15 protein-coding genes are annotated in these 17,191 nt (G+C 50.0%); 8 read left to right on the forward strand and 7 right to left on the reverse strand.

Translation table 11 applies throughout. From position 1 onward, the window contains the following. The 4 genes from cas7e (at position 1) to Q0X35_RS00660 (ending at position 3,558) form a co-directional block, all read left to right on the forward strand. On the forward strand, positions 1 to 1,116 hold the full coding sequence (cas7e, locus tag Q0X35_RS00645) for a type I-E CRISPR-associated protein Cas7/Cse4/CasC (RefSeq protein ID WP_297564400.1): 1,116 nt from the start codon (positions 1 to 3) through the stop codon (positions 1,114 to 1,116). Further along, complete coding sequence (gene cas5e / locus Q0X35_RS00650; RefSeq protein ID WP_297564401.1) at positions 1,109 to 1,834, forward strand: type I-E CRISPR-associated protein Cas5/CasD; 726 nt, start codon at positions 1,109 to 1,111, stop codon at positions 1,832 to 1,834. Before cas7e ends, cas5e begins: the two co-directional genes overlap by 8 nt. Positions 1,835 to 1,930: 96 nt before the next feature. Then, on the forward strand, positions 1,931 to 2,536 hold the full coding sequence (locus Q0X35_RS00655; protein ID WP_297564402.1) for a CadD family cadmium resistance transporter: 606 nt from the start codon (positions 1,931 to 1,933) through the stop codon (positions 2,534 to 2,536). A 185-nt stretch (positions 2,537 to 2,721) separates the two neighbouring features. Then, a complete protein-coding gene (locus Q0X35_RS00660; RefSeq protein WP_297564404.1) occupies positions 2,722 to 3,558 on the forward strand; it encodes a hypothetical protein in 837 nt (278 codons plus the stop codon). Positions 3,559 to 3,765: 207 nt separating this feature from the next. Here the strand turns inward: Q0X35_RS00660 and Q0X35_RS00665 are convergent, their stop codons facing one another. The 7 genes from Q0X35_RS00665 to hemE form a co-directional block, all read right to left on the reverse strand. Continuing rightward, positions 3,766 to 4,047, reverse strand: coding sequence for a DUF1540 domain-containing protein (locus Q0X35_RS00665; RefSeq protein ID WP_073995693.1), 282 nt, complete (start codon positions 4,045 to 4,047; stop codon positions 3,766 to 3,768). Positions 4,048 to 4,386: 339 nt separating this feature from the next. Next, entirely contained in the window at positions 4,387 to 5,799 is a 1,413-nt protein-coding gene (locus Q0X35_RS00670; RefSeq protein WP_297564406.1) for a glutamate-1-semialdehyde 2,1-aminomutase, read from the reverse strand. Further along, complete coding sequence (hemB, locus tag Q0X35_RS00675) at positions 5,796 to 6,782, reverse strand: porphobilinogen synthase (RefSeq protein ID WP_297564408.1); 987 nt, start codon at positions 6,780 to 6,782, stop codon at positions 5,796 to 5,798. Before hemB ends, Q0X35_RS00670 begins: the two co-directional genes overlap by 4 nt. A 21-nt stretch (positions 6,783 to 6,803) precedes the next feature. Next, positions 6,804 to 7,763, reverse strand: a complete 960-nt coding sequence (locus Q0X35_RS00680) for a uroporphyrinogen-III synthase (protein WP_297564410.1) — start codon at positions 7,761 to 7,763, stop codon at positions 6,804 to 6,806. 29 nt (positions 7,764 to 7,792) lie between these two features. Then, positions 7,793 to 8,956 carry a hydroxymethylbilane synthase gene (gene hemC, locus Q0X35_RS00685; RefSeq protein ID WP_297564412.1) on the reverse strand — a complete coding sequence of 388 codons (1,164 nt, stop codon included), beginning with the start codon at positions 8,954 to 8,956 and terminating at the stop codon, positions 7,793 to 7,795. Beyond that, positions 8,949 to 10,364 (reverse strand): NAD(P)/FAD-dependent oxidoreductase, encoded by a 1,416-nt coding sequence (locus Q0X35_RS00690; protein ID WP_297564414.1) that lies wholly within the window; start codon positions 10,362 to 10,364, stop codon positions 8,949 to 8,951. Before Q0X35_RS00690 ends, hemC begins: the two co-directional genes overlap by 8 nt. Continuing rightward, positions 10,357 to 11,460, reverse strand: a complete 1,104-nt coding sequence (gene hemE, locus Q0X35_RS00695) for a uroporphyrinogen decarboxylase (RefSeq protein WP_297564416.1) — start codon at positions 11,458 to 11,460, stop codon at positions 10,357 to 10,359. Before hemE ends, Q0X35_RS00690 begins: the two co-directional genes overlap by 8 nt. 104 nt (positions 11,461 to 11,564) lie before the next feature. On the opposite strand from hemE, the gene Q0X35_RS00700 reads away from it, so the two are divergent. The 4 genes from Q0X35_RS00700 to Q0X35_RS00715 all read left to right on the forward strand — a co-directional run. Next, entirely contained in the window at positions 11,565 to 13,088 is a 1,524-nt protein-coding gene (locus tag Q0X35_RS00700) for a glutamyl-tRNA reductase (RefSeq protein WP_297564421.1), read from the forward strand. Beyond that, entirely contained in the window at positions 13,078 to 14,238 is a 1,161-nt protein-coding gene (locus Q0X35_RS00705; RefSeq protein ID WP_297564422.1) for a ferrochelatase, read from the forward strand. Before Q0X35_RS00700 ends, Q0X35_RS00705 begins: the two co-directional genes overlap by 11 nt. 28 nt (positions 14,239 to 14,266) lie before the next feature. Then, entirely contained in the window at positions 14,267 to 15,007 is a 741-nt protein-coding gene (hemQ, locus tag Q0X35_RS00710) for a hydrogen peroxide-dependent heme synthase (protein WP_297564425.1), read from the forward strand. Between the two features lie 349 nt (positions 15,008 to 15,356). Beyond that, on the forward strand, positions 15,357 to 17,191 hold a 1,835-nt coding region (locus Q0X35_RS00715; RefSeq protein ID WP_297564426.1), incomplete at its 3' end, for an ATP-dependent RecD-like DNA helicase.

The following is a 17,191-nucleotide window of genomic DNA, read 5'->3' on the forward strand; positions in this document are numbered from 1 at the left end:
ATGTATCGCAATCTAACTCTGCATTTTTTAACGCCAATTAGCTACTCAAATTTAAATCGCGACGATACCGGAACTCCAAAACGGCTTGTAGAAGGTGGAGTACTTCGTGCTATGCATTCTTCACAAGCCATTAAACGCGGTATTAGAGTCGCCTATGAAGATTCCAGTTTAGATGCTTCAGTGCGATCCGGTAATATCGCAGAAGATATTCGCGATGCGGCATTGGAAATCCAGCCTTATCTTGACCGCCAAAAAGCACTAAATGAAGCCAAGAAAATCATAAATACTTTAACCAAAAAAGATAAAGATAAGGATAAAGATAAAGATATTGAAAACGAGGCAGAAGCTGAACGATCTATTTGGATGAGTGAAGAAGAGATTCAGGTAGCGGCGCAAATAGTTACAGAGCAAATAACGGCTAGTGAAGATTTTATTCAAAATGGCCGCACCGGCTCACTTGCCATTGCTGCTTTTGGGCGAATGTTTGCTGCAAAGCCTGAAAAAGGCACCGAAGCTGCCTTGAGCGTATCTCCAGCAATAACTACGCATGCAGCCAGCATTGGGACTGACTATTTTACGACTATTGACGACATCAGAGAACGCAATAAATTTGCCGATTCTGATGCGCGCACTGGCGCTACCTACCTAGGGATTAGCCAATTTACTAGCGGTATTTTCTACCGCACAGTCACTATTGATCGTATGCAGCTCCAAACTAGCTGGACTGCTTTTAATACAGCAAAAGCAGAAAAAAATTTACGAGAACTTATTACCGCTATTATTTATGGCCAGCCTCGAGGTAAGGAACACTCTACAGCACCGTACACACAGCCAGCCCTTGTATTAGCAGAAGAACAACGCTATCGCTGCGCTTATAGCTTTGAGACACCAGTCCAAGCAGATAGCATTCACGGAGGATTCTTAGAGCCCTCCATACGCGCCTTAAGTACTCAGTTCCATGCTGCTCGCAGTTTTGACCCGGATAATTTCGGAAATACTTTTGCACTGGCAGGTACTTATCCGAATATTAAAGATACGTTTGGAATTGAACCCGTATCAAAGGATGCTCTCATTAACACCGTTACAGCATGGATTTTGGGCGATAAGAATGAATAACTCATCATTCCTCCGCTTAGCAGGTCCGATACAGTCATGGGCCGGGCCACGCGTAACTGGGAATGTGGTAAATTCAAAGCTTCAACCCACTAGAACAGGGCTCTTAGGGCTTCTTGCTGGCGCTCTTGGAGCTTCACGTAATCAATGGCCCAGGTGGATAGAAAATGTAGATTTCGCCATCCGTGAAGATAGACGCGGTCAATTTTGCAATGAATTTCAGACCATAAATCCTCGAATAGACGAGTTCAGATTGCGCGCTGACGAAAGGACTTTCCGTGAGCGCCAATTATCAATTCATGGAATGCGTGTTACCAAGACAAATCTTGCTTTCACTCCAGATGCGCGAGATGGCACATCCGTAATTCGCCGCACTTATCTGATTGAAGCAGAATTTTTAGTACGAGTTACCTGCCCGGAACATCAAGATGAAATAAACTCCGCACTGCGCAACCCTATTTTCACTACTTACTTAGGAAAGAAAGCATTTGCCCCTTCATTTCCATTCTACTTAGGCTACGGAGAGTCCCAATTACTTAGCCGTATCCCTACATATGACCCCTTATTCGCTAATCCCAAAAAACAGATATGGACCTATCAGCGTGCTCCATATACTCCTGATAGTGGAACAGGAGCTTTACCTCCCACCTCTTCCATGGTAGATGTAGTGAAAGATAGGGATACATGGCTTAAACAAGTATCAACATTATTAATGCGCTAGATTCAAACCTTACTACAGTCATCACCCTGCGCCTGTCATTAAAATAGTGACGGCGCAAAATATACACATAGGCACCAACCCAGTAGAGTTCAGTATATGGAAAGCGTATTATCTTCCGTTCTCGTCTATATATCCACTTCTATCGACTACTTAGTAGTGCTGACGATTCTCTTCGCGACGCAAGGCCGGCGCTACGTCAAATCGATATACCTCGGGCAGTACCTCGGCACCGCTCTTTTGGTGGCGGGAAGTCTCATCGCGGCTCGTTTCCTCAGTTTCATTCCGCAAGATTGGATTATCGGCTTGCTGGGAATCATCCCGATTGGGCTGGGGATTCGCGCTATTTTTGTAGATGAAGACGTAGACGAAGAAGAAATTGCAGAAAAACTGCGCACAAAGGGATCAAAAATTCTGGCTTTCACCGGGCTAACTGTGGCTATGGGGGGAGATAATATCGGAATCTATGTGCCGTATTTTACGGGAAGGGCGCCGCTGCAAATTTTGATCTCGCTGGGCATATTCGCCTTGGGGATTCTGGCGCTTTGCCTGATTTCACAGCGTCTTGCCGCCGTGCCGGCTATCGGAGAAACGGTGGAAAAATACGAAAAAATTATTGTACCTATCGTCTTCATCGGCCTTGGCTGCTATATTCTCGCCGAAAACGGAACTATCGGATACCTACTAAATTTGGTAGGCGCATAGAAAATCTAAATACAAAAGCTCTAATCACAACGCCACATTTTTACATTTCATTTATTTAGGGTAGGCTTACCTCTAGAAATTCGGACTTGCCAGAGGTTGGCACTTCTCCGAAATCCGCAACTTTCTTTTCACTACCCGAAATGCCACCGCATTTGCACTAATGCGGGCTAAGAGGAGGATAGTTCGTGCAGGTAAAGCCCAATATGCGGGAGACTCAGAGCGCGGCGAGTGCTGCCCGCCGATTACTTGCGGGCGCCGGTAGCGCAACAGCTCTTTTCTACGAATATCCCACGGCTCCTAAATTGGATAACTTCGCCCACGGTCTAACGAGCGACGGAGAGCTGGTAATAGTGACGTGCAAACCAGATATCCGATTTTTGCCTAACAGCTCTGCCTCCACTACCACGAACCACACAATAAATGAGCTAAATTCCGCGGAAACGTATCGAATCCGCTTTGAAATATCACGCGATGCACCTCGTTTTGACGTAAAAATCCTCACCGCGTCGCTGCATTTACTCGGAGATTTATGCTGGGTAGCGCCGGCAAAAGTTGCTCGGCTACTCAGTGACGATAAACTTCCGGAAAACTTGCGGGTATTACTGGGAGTGCCCGGAGCACGTCTAGCAACTATCCACTTTCAGCAAGCCGTACTACACGATCCGAATGGCATAACTCCACTGAGCCGCGTCGAAATAATTTCTGCTTCTACTGCTCAATTCCCCAGTTCAGCCCAAGAGCTCGACTGCTATGCCTTAGTGGGTGCACAACCAAATAATGTGCTCAGTCGGGTCTGCCGAGCTGTAGTAGCAGGGCAGGCACCAGGAAAAGTTTGCTCTAAATGCCCGCTAAAACTCGCGCACGCATCACTAGCCAATAGAGTATTTTGCGCAGATATCGATAGCAGCGGGGTTACTTTGATGTATGTGGGAATAGGGGAAATGACCACAGTGTATGCACAGTTTTCCGAGCCGGTAAAAAATATATCGCAATTTAGCGCCCAACTTAGCCAGCTCGGGTAGATCCAGCCTCGTGATGTGCAAGCTCTTGCGTATCTGACGAACGAGGTTGGCAGGTTGGGGTCCCCGTAACTATCGGGAACCCCAACCTCGCAAACTAAGATTATTACCTACTGGGCGCACTCCACTATTAAAAATACAGTGCAGAACTACCGCATTCTAAGAGTATTTCTGCTGGCTCTTTCGCAGCCAGCTATTTAAGTTTTACGCTTAGCGGAGTTCGAACGAAGCGCAGTCAGCAGTTTCGCCCACCAGTTCAATTTCCTTGGCGGTGCAAAGCAAATTGGAATTGTGTACACATTCCAGACGCTGGCAAGCTCCCACGGTTCCGGCAGCGGTTTCTAAACCGGCGCGTGCATCCAGAGTTACTAAAGTGCCACAGCTCGGCTGGTTAGTGTGACCAGCAATCGTGATTGCTAAAGCTGTGCAGCCATTATTGTTGAACGCACATCCAGTGGCTGAGCAGGATTTAATAGTTGTTGCGGTGCTCATGATGAAAACCTTTCGATTGTTAATCCTGCGTATCTGACGCTTTTAGTCTAAGAAGCCCTAAAAATTACACAACGCAGGATTGCCTCACCAATATTCGCTATTTACAGTTTTCCTAAATCGCCGGCAGAATCTGACGTATCGCCACTTATCCGCTTATTACTGCGGTTTTCTCTTCTAAAAGAATTTTTTGCCCGTAATTCTTATAGCCGCTGTTCCCCGCGAAATAGCCAATTAACGAAAACAAAGTATTTCGTTATATGAAGAAATAAAGAGAATGCCGCACTACTCTTGAATACTTCAGTCGAAGTTATTTAATCAGCATTCTTTAATCAACATTCTTTAATCAGCATTCTCGGAGCAGAACTGCGCCAATTTTGCCGCTGCCCGCGGCAAAGCCGCAAAAATTCTCTCTAAAGCACTATCGCTGTGGGCAGCAGAAACAAACCACGCTTCGAAACACGAAGGAGGTAGCGCAATTCCTTCCTCCAGCATGGCGTGGAAAAATACGTTATACATTTGCGCATTTTGCTGCTGCGCAGCGGCGTAATTGTGCACACCCGCTTGCGCCGGATCTGCACCAAAAAAGACGCTAAAGAGATTGGCGGCGGTGTTTATCTGATAGGGAATTTCCAGCTTAGTAAATTCAGCCGCTAAGTGTTGGCAAATTTGCTGCGCTACCGTATCTACTCGTTCGTAGACCGCTCTATCGGCAAGTTCTAAAGTCTTTAATCCAGCCGCCGTCGCCAAAGGATTTCCGGAGAGAGTGCCCGCTTGATAAACCGCACCTACCGGAGCTAAATGTTCCATAATTTCCCGGGCTCCGCCTACGGCAGCTAGTGGCATTCCCCCGCCAACCACTTTTCCGAAAGTATAAATATCCGGTAGGTAACTGGCTGCCGCCAATTCTTTGCGCACCCACTCTTGGCGCGCGGCTACATCAGTGGTCGCTTCCGGCGGAAGAGGAGCTCCATTCCACTTCTTCCCATAGCCGGTTTCGTATCCCCAGAATCCAGCCGGAGATGCGCGGAAGCCGGTCAACACTTCGTCGAGAATCATCAAAGCTCCATACTGGCTAGTGACCTCCCGAATCACCTGGTTAAACCCATTAATTGGCGGAACTATTCCCATATTTGCCGGAGACGCTTCGGTAATTACTGCTGCGATTTCAGTGCCCCGCAACTGGAAAACTTCTCGGAGAGCTGCCGCGTCATTATAGGGAATCACCAGTGTATCTGCCGCCGTTCCCCGCGGTACACCTGCCGAACCGGGCAAACCTTGCGTGGCTACTCCAGAGCCCGCTGCCGCCAGTAAGCCATCAGAATGCCCATGATAGCAGCCAGCAAATTTGACTATAACCTCGCGCCCGGTGACTCCCCGCGCCAGGCGAATCGCCGTCATGGTGGCTTCGGTGCCGGTAGAAACCATGCGCACTTGTTCCGCACCTGGCACTCGCGCCGTGATGGCATTTGCTAAATCCGTTTCACTCTCGGTTGGAGCTCCGAAACTCAAACCTTTTGCCGCAGCTGCTTGCACCGCTGCGACCACTTCTGGGTGAGCGTGGCCGAGGAGAGCTGGCCCCCACGTGCACACTAAATCCACATATTCTTTGCCATCGATATCGTAAATATAAGGGCCACGAGCAGCACTTATAAAACGCGGCGCGCCGCCTACTGACCCGAAAGCGCGCACCGGAGAATTTACTCCTCCGGGAATTGCCACTTTTGCTTTTGCGAATGCTGCTTCTGCTTTCATCGCTCTACTCCGCTTCTTTTCGCTACTTCAAGTGCCCAATAAGTCAAGATTACATCGGCGCCGGCGCGAGCAATAGAGATTAGCGATTCCTGAATTGCCCGCTCCCGATCAATCCAGCCTTTCGCGGCAGCCGCTTCTAACATCGCATATTCTCCACTCACTTGATAGGCAGCTACCGGCACCTGCACGGCGGCAGCCACATCAGCTACGACGTCTAAATAATGGCTGGCCGGTTTCACCATCACAATATCGGCCCCTTCAGAAATATCTAGCAACGCCTCCCGCAGACCTTCTTTACGGTTCGCAGGATCTTGCTGATAAGTTCGACGATTCCCCTTTAGAGTGGAGCCCACCGCTTCGCGGAAAGGCCCAAAAAAAGCAGATGCATATTTTGCTGAATACGCCATTATTGCAACATCGCTAAATCCAGCTGCATCTAAAGCCTGGCGAATATAGCGCACCTGCCCGTCCATCATTCCAGAAGGGCTCACCATATGGGCACCTGCTTGCGCCTGCGATAGTGCCATTTTGGCATAGAGCGGCAAAGTGGCGTCATTATCTACCGTCCCGTCGTCTCGCACCACTCCACAATGGCCATGACTAGTAAATTCATCAAGGCAGGTATCGGCGCAAATGACGAGGGCATCGCCCACTTCTTCCCGAATTGCCGAGATTCCCTGATTCAAAATTCCCGCTTCTGCCCATGCATTCGATCCGATGGCGTCTTTCTGCTCTGGAAGCGGCACCCCAAATAAATCGATACCTCCAACGCCCGCTTCTACTAGCTCTCTTGCCAAAGCGCGAATTGAATCTAGTGTGTGCTGATACTGCCCCGGCAAAGCAGAAATTGGCTCCGGAGCGGTGATTCCCGCCCGCACAAACGCTGGGTACAGCAACTGACTAGGAGAAATACGAGTTTCTGCCACGAGCTCACGCAAAGCTTTTGTACTCCGCAACCGGCGCGGTCTTTGTAGTAAATCCATTATTAACTCCTCTACTCTCTGCTATTTTCTATTATTTTCTAGGTCTATTTTTACAATAAGTTTTGCAATATCGGCGGCGGTGGGGCTCGCAGCAACTCCGATTACCTCTAAACCAGCTCGCTGAGCATCTTGGGCACTCTGCTCACCCAAGGCAATTATCGGCGCTGGGCGTACTCGGGCAACTGCTGTAAGCTGTGCATACGCCACAGCCGCCGAACCGGCAGTCACCACCACGATATCGGCGTCATAAAAATCTTCTGCGAGGCAAGGTAAAGAGTACGGGGAATAAATAGCGACTTTTTCTACTTGCATTCCAAATTTCTGCACTCCGGCCAACAAAGTAGGTTTTGCCTGCTTAGAGCCAAGAATCCAAGCACAAGGCGGATTTTGTGCCGCTGCACCGGTATCCTCCGCCAGCTGCTCCGAAAGCATCCCGAGCAGAGCGCGCGCATTCGCGGCCGGAGTAAGTGCACAAGTAATGCCGATATTCTGCAAAGCGGCAGCTGTCTTTTCTCCGACGACGCCGTAGCGACTACCACGCGCCGCTAAACTCTGGAACTGCGCAATCTGCGCTTTATCCAAATATTCAAAACTGCGAGCGGAGGTAAAGAATACCCAATCCGGAAAAGTAGCAGGAAGTTGGAAATTCTCTTTTTTATAGTCGGTGAGTGGCGCAGCGACTACGGAAAAATTTTCCACAGCGCCTACTGGGCAGGGGTTATTTTCTGCACGGATTTCTGTACGATTTTCTGCGCCGCTCTTTACGTAGGTTTCTGCGCGTCTTCCATTTGCAGATTTTTCTGTGTGGCTTTCGGTGTAGATTTCTGTGTAGCTTTCGGTGCGGCTTCTGGCGGTTTCGCCAGCCCGCGCAGGATTTTGCCGCAAACAGGCGGCAATTTCCTGCGCCAGCTGCTCCCGCTTTTGCGTCACTACAATTCGCATCACACCAACACCATTTTTACTCGTTTTTCGCTCAGCCATTCCCAGTTTTCTCAGTCACTCCGCTGCTCTCAGTCGCTCCCGCTGCCCCGAGCTTTCACCGCCTGCAAATTAGCTATTTCCCCCGCGCCTTGCGCCAGAAGTTGCGCAGCTACTCGCTGGCCAAGCGCCGCCGCCTGGGCATCTATTTGCGGAATTTCACAAGGGGAAAAAGCAGCATATTCCCGGCTGGAAAATTTCTCTGCGGCGCAGCATCTTTCTTTTCCATCTAAGGAAAATACGCCCGCCACCAGCTGCGAATCTGCAAGCTGAGAATCCACTATCTTTACCCCCACCGGAGCTGCACATCCCGCATTTAATCCCGCCAATACAGCGCGCTCCGCAAAGGCGGCGGCGCGCGCGGCATTGTTATTAATTTTAGCTAGAGCCTGCGCAAGAGCACTCTCTGAATTCCAAGGAGCGTCTTCACTCCGGCATTCCACCGCCAAGCGCCCCTGCGCCGGCGCCGGGAAAATATCTAGCTCTTCTGTGATGGCAGCGCAGCGATGCAGCCGCTCTAATCCCGCCTTAGCGAGAATTACGCCATCTAAATCACCACGGAGCTTGGCGTTACCCTTGCCCGCCGCATTTGTATCGCTAGTTGCTTTGGCGCGGCCAGCCGTATCAGCGCCGCCTGCCATACCGGTGCCGCCATCCGCATTAATGCCATCAACAGTATCAGTACCACTAGCTGTATCAATACCACTCGCCTTATCCACCACACCACTGGCTTTGATACGCGCCAAACGAGTATCGATATTGCCCCGAATATCCACTATTTGCAGATCGGGGCGAATTGCCCTAATTTGTGCCGCGCGGCGCGGAGAGCCGGTGCCGATAAGCGAATTTTTCGGAAGTTCCGCCAAAGATAGAGAATCTCGCGCACACAAGACGTCGCTCGGGGCGGCTCCAGTAGGTACAGCTCCGATTGCTAAACCCGGAATTGCGGCCGTCGGCAAATCTTTGAAACTGTGCACTGCAATATCACATTCTTTATGCAGTAGAGCCGTGCGCAAAGCAGCTGCAAAAACGCCAATACCCCCTAGTTCTACCAGGGAGCGGGTACTTATATCTCCTTTGGTCTGAATAATCTTTAATTCAACATCCAGCCCCTGCGCTTCAAGCAGACGCGCCACTGCCAGCGACTGCGTTTTCGCCAATTCAGAACCGCGCGTTCCCAAAATTATTTTATGCAAACTCTGCTCCTGTCTTTACTGCGTGCGTCACCACTGCTCCCAAACCGGTGCCGGCGATCCAAGCACCCGTCGCCCCCAATCCCGGGATTTGCGCCAACTGCTCCGTCAAACACTCTAAATTCTTCCGATGAGTAGGAGTCTGCGGGCTCAAAGAAGCTCCCCAAGATACGATACGCGCATCGAGAAGATTTTCTGCCGCAATTTCACAATCAAGTACTGCTTGCGCATCTAAAAATGCTTCACGCACAGCCGGATAAGGCAGCTGCTGGGCTGACCTGCCATAAGAAAGCCGAATTGCGTGCGTGCTGCCGCCGTGTACTTTCGCTAAAGCATCGGCTGCCCACGGCCATTTCACCGAATAGTGAGTAAGAGCTTTTGCCTCCACCACTCGCCCTTTTACCGCTACTGCACTGGGCTCGATTAAAGCGCCCGATCCGCGCGGGGCGGCGTCTAAAGCCGGATCTTTAATAATTAAGGTGACGCCGGCAATCTTTGCTCCCTGCGGTACTTTCCACGCCTCCGGTATATCGAGCGGAGAAATTTTCCGCAACAGTTCTAGCGCCGATACTCCGTCGACCGCGATAAGTAATTTTGGCGCAGTTATTACCTCTTCACTGCCACGCACTGGGCGGGGCCTCGCCCGCGTACCAGCAGATTTCGCTACGAGAATCGAAAATCCGTTCTTATCATGTAATACGTCGGTAGCAATTAAACCGCGGCGAATTTTGCCGCCAAATTTTTCTATCTGCTGTGCCAGCATAAATGCCACTTGATGCATACCACCTACCGGTTGGCCTAAAATCGGGGTGTTTTTCGGGCGCAGCCGGCGCACAGCGGCAATTAACGAACCTTCCACACGCAGAGCTGACACAATACCAGGAGCAATAGCAGAAAGCGCCAAAATCTCTGGGTCAGCCGTATGCACCCCACCCGCCACCGGAGCAACCATTTTTTCTAGTACGGCCGCTCCGAGACGTTTACGCACTAATTCTCCGAGCGTCTTGGCATCTGCCCCGATATCGCTTGCCAGTTCGAGATCTTTCCGAGCTACGGCATACTCGGCCGCAGTGAGCATCTCAAACGCCGGATCTTCCCAAGAGCTCGGAATTCCCCATACTCCTTGCGCAATAGGAGCAGCTGCTCCGCCTTTCCAAATCCACGATCTCCCTTGTGGATTCTTCACTTTTAAACCCAGCTCCGCACATAAATTATTCAGAGCCGCGCTGCGTAAAGCATAAGATTCTGCCCCTAAATCAAGGCGAACTCCGCCTACATATCCAGCGGCAGTGAGCCCTCCTAAATGTTGGCGCGCTTCAATCACCGTAGGTTTTATTCCGCGTTTTACCAGTTCATAGGCAGCACTAAGGCCAGCGATTCCCGCCCCGAGCACTATTACTTCTTCACCCACGATGTACTTCTTTGCTGGGCACAGGAGGTACAGAAGATAAAGACGAGACACCAGGTGCGCCAGACACAGGAGAAACGGCCGAAAATTCATGCACTTGCGCCACAATATCTGCCAGCACTGCTGGATCCGTATCTTTTGGCACGCCGTGCCCCAAATTTACGATATGAGCATCAGCTGCCAATCCAGCGGTCAAAATCTGCGCTACATGAGATTCCACTACTTCCGAGCGGCACCCCAGAATTGCTGGGTCGATATTGCCTTGTACCACTACTTTTTTATCCGGAAAACTCTTACGGAGTTGCGCAATTGCCGCAGCGATATCAGTGCGGTAATCGATTCCCACCACTTCGGCATGCTGGGCAAAATCGGGCAGCAGCGCCGCCGTCCCCAATCCGAAGTGAATACGCGGCAGCCCTAAATCGGCAGTGAGAATTTTTTGCGCCGCCGGCGCGCAGTATTTGCGATATATCGCGGGCGCCAGTGCACCCGCCCAAGAATCAAAGAGTTGAAATGCGCACGCGCCGCCTGCTTTTTGTGCCTGCAGAAAAGCAATCGAGATTTCGGCGCACCAATCTACCAGCGCGTACCACAATTCTGGCTCTGCATACATCATCGTGCGAGCAGCTAAGTGATCGCGTGAAGGGCGGCCTTCTACTAAATAAGCAGCCATAGTAAAGGGAGCACCGGCAAATGCCAGCACCGGAACGGAAAGCTCTGCCACCGCGAGCTGTACTCCTTGGGTGACGGCAGTGCCGTCACCCGGCTTATGCGCAATCAGTTCTTTAACATCTTTTGCACAGCGATATGGCTGCTCCATCACCGGCCCCACGCCGGGCACAATTTCTACCGGCACGCCAGCCAATTTCATCGGGACAGTGATGTCGCTAAAAAATATAGCGGCGTCTACCCCGTAACGGCGCACTGGTTGGGCAGTAATTTCTGCCGCCAATTCCGGGATCAGGCACGCCTCTAGCATGCTCGTGCCCGCCCGCACTTTTCGGTATTCTGGCAGGGAGCGCCCGGCTTGCCGCATGAACCAAACCGGCGTCACCGCAGGGCGATTTCCACCGAGTGCGCTAAGAAAATTTGCAGTCACAGACCCTATTCTGGCAGATACTGAGCCAAGGTGGTAATTAAGAATGTGTTATCTAAAATTGTGCTCTGGAAATTTATCTGATTCAATTAATTCACGTGGGAATAGTGAGCGTCTCTGTACATCATCAACGGCACGGTCTGAGCCAAGTAGCGCAGATAGCAAATATAGCTGATGACTTACTGGCTGATATTTTAAATCATCCAGAAATAGCAGCTGCGGCCGTACTCACTACGTGCAATCGGGTAGATTTTTATCTCAGCACCGCCGGCTCGGCTCCCGCCAACGCTCTGGAAAAGATTTTGCTCGAAAAATTTTCTTTCTCTCCCACCATTAAATTCAATAAAGCCGCCATAAGGCATATTTTCCAAGTCGCAGCCGGTTTAGATTCTATGGTGATTGGAGAGCGCGAAATAAGCGGGCAGTTGAAGCGCGCGCATATCCAGGCAGTTAAGAATAATCGCACCAATTACGAGCTCGCACTAGTACTAGAAAATGCTCTGCGCACCTCCCGAAAAATTGCTCATAATACCGGCTTAGCCGGCACCGGTAGGTCTATAGTTGCTCAGGCGCTAAATTTGGTAAACGCAGATTTAGAAAAATCACCGCACGCGGTTAAAGCCCTCCTAGTCGGCACGGGTTCTTATGCGGGCGCAGCGGTGGCACAGCTGCGCGGTCGGCAAATTGAAGATATTTGCGTCTACTCCCACTCGGGGCGCGCGGAGGAATTTGCGGCGCGGCACGAGCTCACGCCAGTACCCACGGGAGAATTGGCATCGGCCATAGCGAAAGCTGATTTAGTGGTCTCTTGCCGTGGCTTAGGCACTCCGCTTATTACTGTTCCACTTTTGCAAAATGCTCTCGCCTTGCGTACAAAATCTATATCTCAAAATGACGGGGAAAAATCTACACCTATCCTTACCGGCGAAAATACCGCACTGGGCGAAGATACCGTACCAAGCGAAAATCTCGCACCGAGCGAAAATCTCCTCATCTTAGATTTAGCTTTAGAGAATGACGTCCAAGCTGCCGCCCGAGATCTTCCCCAGATTCGCTTAGTGACTCTGCACGATATCCAAGCACATACTCCCGCTGCTACCAGTGCAAATATCGCGCGCGCCGAAAAAATTATCGAGAGAGAAGTAGCACGCACCTATATGCAGCTCAAAGAAAGAAAGATTGATCCGGCTATTGTGGCCTTGCGCGAGCATATACAGGAAGTCTGCGAAGAAGAGATTGCTCGACTACCTGAAAAAGAATCTTTTTCCCGCCCGGAGATGGAGCGCGCTTTGCGGCATTTTGCCGCGCGTATGGCACATATTCCGAGCGTCTTAGCGCATGAGGCGGCACGCAGTGGAGAATATGAAGAATATATTAAGGCATTGCATTATTTATTCGGGGTGGATTTGAACGCATCACAAATAACTGGAAAAACCTGCCCCCAAAAATCACCACAACAATCTCCGCAACAATCTCCGCAACAATCCGCCAGCGCGTCTTCTTTTCCGCACCGAGCGGTAGCTGAGCCAGCCCCATTGGGCTCCGATAACTCCGATAACTCCAATAACTTCGCTAGCTCCGATGCCCCGATAACCCCGGCGCGGGAGAAAGAAGATCCAAATGAATTTTGATGCCATTATGCTTTGCTCCTACGGCGGACCACGCGGCATGGAAGACGTATTGCCTTTTATGCGTAATGCTACGCGCGGCAGAGGAGTACCAGATGAGCGGTTACTAGCCGTCAGCGGGCACTACCGTATATTCGATGGCATCAGCCCTATTAATGCGCGGAATGAAGAATTGCAAGCAGCGCTGGCGGAGCGGCTTTCCGTGCCGGTAGTCATTGGAAATAGAAATTGGACTCCTTATTTTTCCGATACTTTAAAAGAACTTGACGCCCGGGGTCTGCACCGCGTTTTGTGCATTTTCACTGCTGCCTTTGCATCCTATTCAGGATGCCGGCAATATCGGGAAGATATCGCGGCCGCGCTTGCGGAAATTAATGCCGAAGATAAATTTACTCTTTTTCGAATCCCCCCATATTACGCAGCTACCGGATTTCACAAGGCTAATGTGGCTGCGGCACGGGAATGCTTAGCGAAAGACGCAGCTGCGCATCTGATATTGGTGACGCATTCTATTCCGCTGGCGATGGAAGAGCATTCCGGCAGCCCTACTTCCCCCACGTCAAGCAATGATACGAATTCTGATGTACTAAGCAATAATACGAATCCGGATACGCCGCGTGCTGTATACAAAAATACCTACGCTCAGCAGCATCGCGAAGTAGGGAAACTTATCTGCCAGGAATTGAGTGAAATTTTCGGGCGTGAAATTCCGCTCGATTTAGCGTTCTGCTCGCGCTCCGGCTCTCCGCGGCAAAAATGGCTGGAGCCGGATATCAACGATAGACTCCGCACCCTCTCCGCAGCAGGCGTTAATTCAGTAGTAGTGCTGCCCTTCGGATTTATTAACGACCATATGGAGGTGGTCTACGATTTGGATACGGAGGCCGCACAAACGGCGGCAGAACTGGGAATGCAATATCAGCGCGCCGCGACTGCCGGCACAAATCCAGATTTTATTGATTCAATCGTGGAATTGATTAATGGGAAGATTCACTCAGCCTGGCCGGAGCAATGCCCCACCGGATGCTGCCTACCATATACAAATTATTCTCCACTTCCAACAGTTTTCACTGCCCCTAGCACCCAAAACGTTACCGATAAAGCGCATATCGCTTCCGCTAGCGATATCCCTCAGACCCAATCTGCAAAATAATTTTTCAAAAATTAAAGAAAGGTAAATCATGAATGCACATCCATCTCCTACCCCTCATTATGTGCCTGATCCGCGAGACAAGACGGGAATCGACCCCGATGAAGTAAATGCCCGCAGTAATTTTTCTCTGCAGGCCGTATTTCAGACGGTTGCCCCCTTCCCCGCGGCAGAACGAGCCGAAATGGCAGCTGAGCTCACTGCGGAGCTTGCTCAGCACGATATCGAAATTCGCGGCTGGTACGATGTAGGCGGCTTCCGCGCTGATGCAGATTTAATGCTGTGGGCTTTAGGTAGTTCCGCTCCTGATTTGCAACGGGCTTATCACGCAGTATTAAATTCGCGGCTCGGAAAAATGATTAAACCCGTGTGGTCGGCGATGGCAGCTCATACTCCCGCCGAGTTTAATAAACGCCATCTTCCGGCTTGTTTTGGTGGGATTGCGCCGCGCCCCTATATCGCCGTATATCCATTTGTGCGCTCTTGGGATTGGTACTATCTCCGCCCCGAAAAGCGGGCAGCGATTCTGCGGGAACACGGCCTAAATGGTCGCGACCACCTCGATGTACAGGTATCCACTTTAAGCGCTTTTGCACTCGGAGATTACGAGTGGACTATCGCTCTGGAAGCTGATTCTTTTGAGCGAATTATGAGCGTATTGCGCAAGCAGCGCGACGCAGAAGCGCGCTTATTTGTGCGGGTAGATACACCCTTCTTTACCGGCCCGCGCGTAGAGCTCTCAGAATGGGTAGATAGACAGCCTCAAGCCTGAGCGCAAAATTTACTGGCTTCGGCTGGCTTCATCTAATTTAGACTGGCTTCGGCAATAAATAGCGAAATATATTTATTGCCGGAGCCTAATTATTTGCGATTTTCTAAATTGTGGAAACCCAATATTCAATAGGCATAATTTTTCTGTATTAAAGTGGGGTTGTATCCTAGCCATCCACCGCAGCTGGGAGTAGATACAGAAGATCTAGAGGAAAAATATGCAGAGAATGCCCTATAGAACTCGGAGAATAGTTTTCTATATCTGCAGCATCATCTGCGTAATCTGCGCAGTTCTTAGCCTCCTGGCAATAACGTCTTTAATTATTTCCACCGGGAAAAATAAATACACTTTGATATTTTTACTCTCTGGCTTCCTAAGTGCGGCTACTTTTCTCACCACGCGCAGAATAAAAAGATCTTTTCAGCATTACCAGGAGCAAGTCGAATCTGCACTCCCATATGAGCGCCCATATGCACTCCCCGATGATTTCGCGCTTACTGATGAATTTAAGAAAACTCTCCAACTGCTGGAAAATGGGAAAAATATCTTTCTTACTGGCGCGGCCGGCACCGGAAAATCTACTTTAATTCGTTATTTCCTCAATTCCACTTCCAAGAATGCGATGGTTGTGGCTCCTACTGGAGTCGCCGCTTTAAACGTAGGCGGATGCACGATTCATAGTTTCTTATCCATCAGCCTCCTTTCTTCTGTGGCGAGTGTTATGCGCGCTACCTATTATCCACGGCGCTACGGCGAAGTAATTAAAAATCTAGATGTGCTGGTAGTTGATGAAATTTCTATGGTACGCGCCGATCTTTTCGATATATTGGAGACCGTTTTAAGACGTTTTGGCCCACATCCGGGCCAGCCCTTCGGAGGAGTGCAGATAGTACTGACTGGAGATTTATTTCAGCTGCCGCCTATCGTGCTCGATGAAGAAATTCCTTATTTTGAAACTGCCTATCCGAGCCCCTATTTCTTCTCTGCCGCCGCCTATTTTATGGGGGATTTTCAGAAGGTAAATCTCACGCAGATATTCCGCCAAGCGGAAGATGAGCAATTAGCGAAGATACTTAATAAGGTGCGCGATGGCTCAGCCGGCGAAGCGGAATGTGCTATTTTGAATTCGCATACTGACCCAAATTTCGTGCCTCCACCCGAGGAATTCTGGTTGACACTCGCTACCCGCAATCATATCGTCAAGGAGTATAACGAGCTTATGCTCAGCCAGCTCGATACCGAGTTGCATGAATATGAGGCAGAAATATCTGGCGACGTGCGCCCGGGAAGTACGATTTTTGAGAAGAATTTGCGCTATAAGGTAGGTGCGCAAGTAATGATGCTCACTAATGATCCGCAAGGGCACTGGGTAAATGGCACCGTCGGAAAAATTATTGCTATTGAATACGGTCGCTATAAAAAACCGAATGTAGTTATTCGCACTCGCAGCGGAGAAGAATTTATCGTAAAACCAATGAAGCATACGGTTGCTCGCCCCAAGGTAGCAGACGGAAGAATAATACAAGAAGCAGTCGGACGCATATTACAGCTACCTTTTAAGCTGGCGTGGGCTATCACTATTCACAAAAGCCAAGGGCAAAGCCTAGAAAATTTCGTAGTAGATTTAGGCACCGGTACTTTCGCCACTGGGCAGCTCTATGTGGCCTTAAGTCGCGCCAAAAATTTATCTGATCTAGTGCTGAAACGCCCCATCCAGCCTACAGATTTGCAAATAGATCAGCGCGTGCGGCGTTTCTTAAATGACGGTATGCCGGAAAAATTAAAAGCTCCTCGCTCCTATTTAGCGGTAAATTTCGTAGGCAAAAAAGGGCGCTTTTCTCAGCCGCGCCCCATCGAAATAGCGGTAGTGCATAGCGACGGTAGAGAGATTACGAGCCTGATAAATCCCCAAACTGATATTGCCGATGCGGAAGCGGAGTTTGGCATATCCGCAACTGATATTGCTTTCGCCCCTACCACCGCCGCAGCTTGGCCAGCTATTTTAGATGTATTAGCTGGAAGTTGCCCAGTGGGTATTGATATAGATGAGATGCTCTCTAATATCGATGCAGAATTGAAGCGCGGCGGAATAATTGCGCATATGCCATTGGGGATAAATATTCCAAAAGCTACTCTGAGCGCCGCAGATCAAGAATCTTTCCAGCGCCCCTCCGCACTGGAAAA

This window comes from uncultured Arcanobacterium sp. (assembly GCF_947253055.1).
In the GTDB taxonomy this organism is placed as follows: Bacteria; Actinomycetota; Actinomycetes; order Actinomycetales; family Actinomycetaceae; genus Arcanobacterium_A.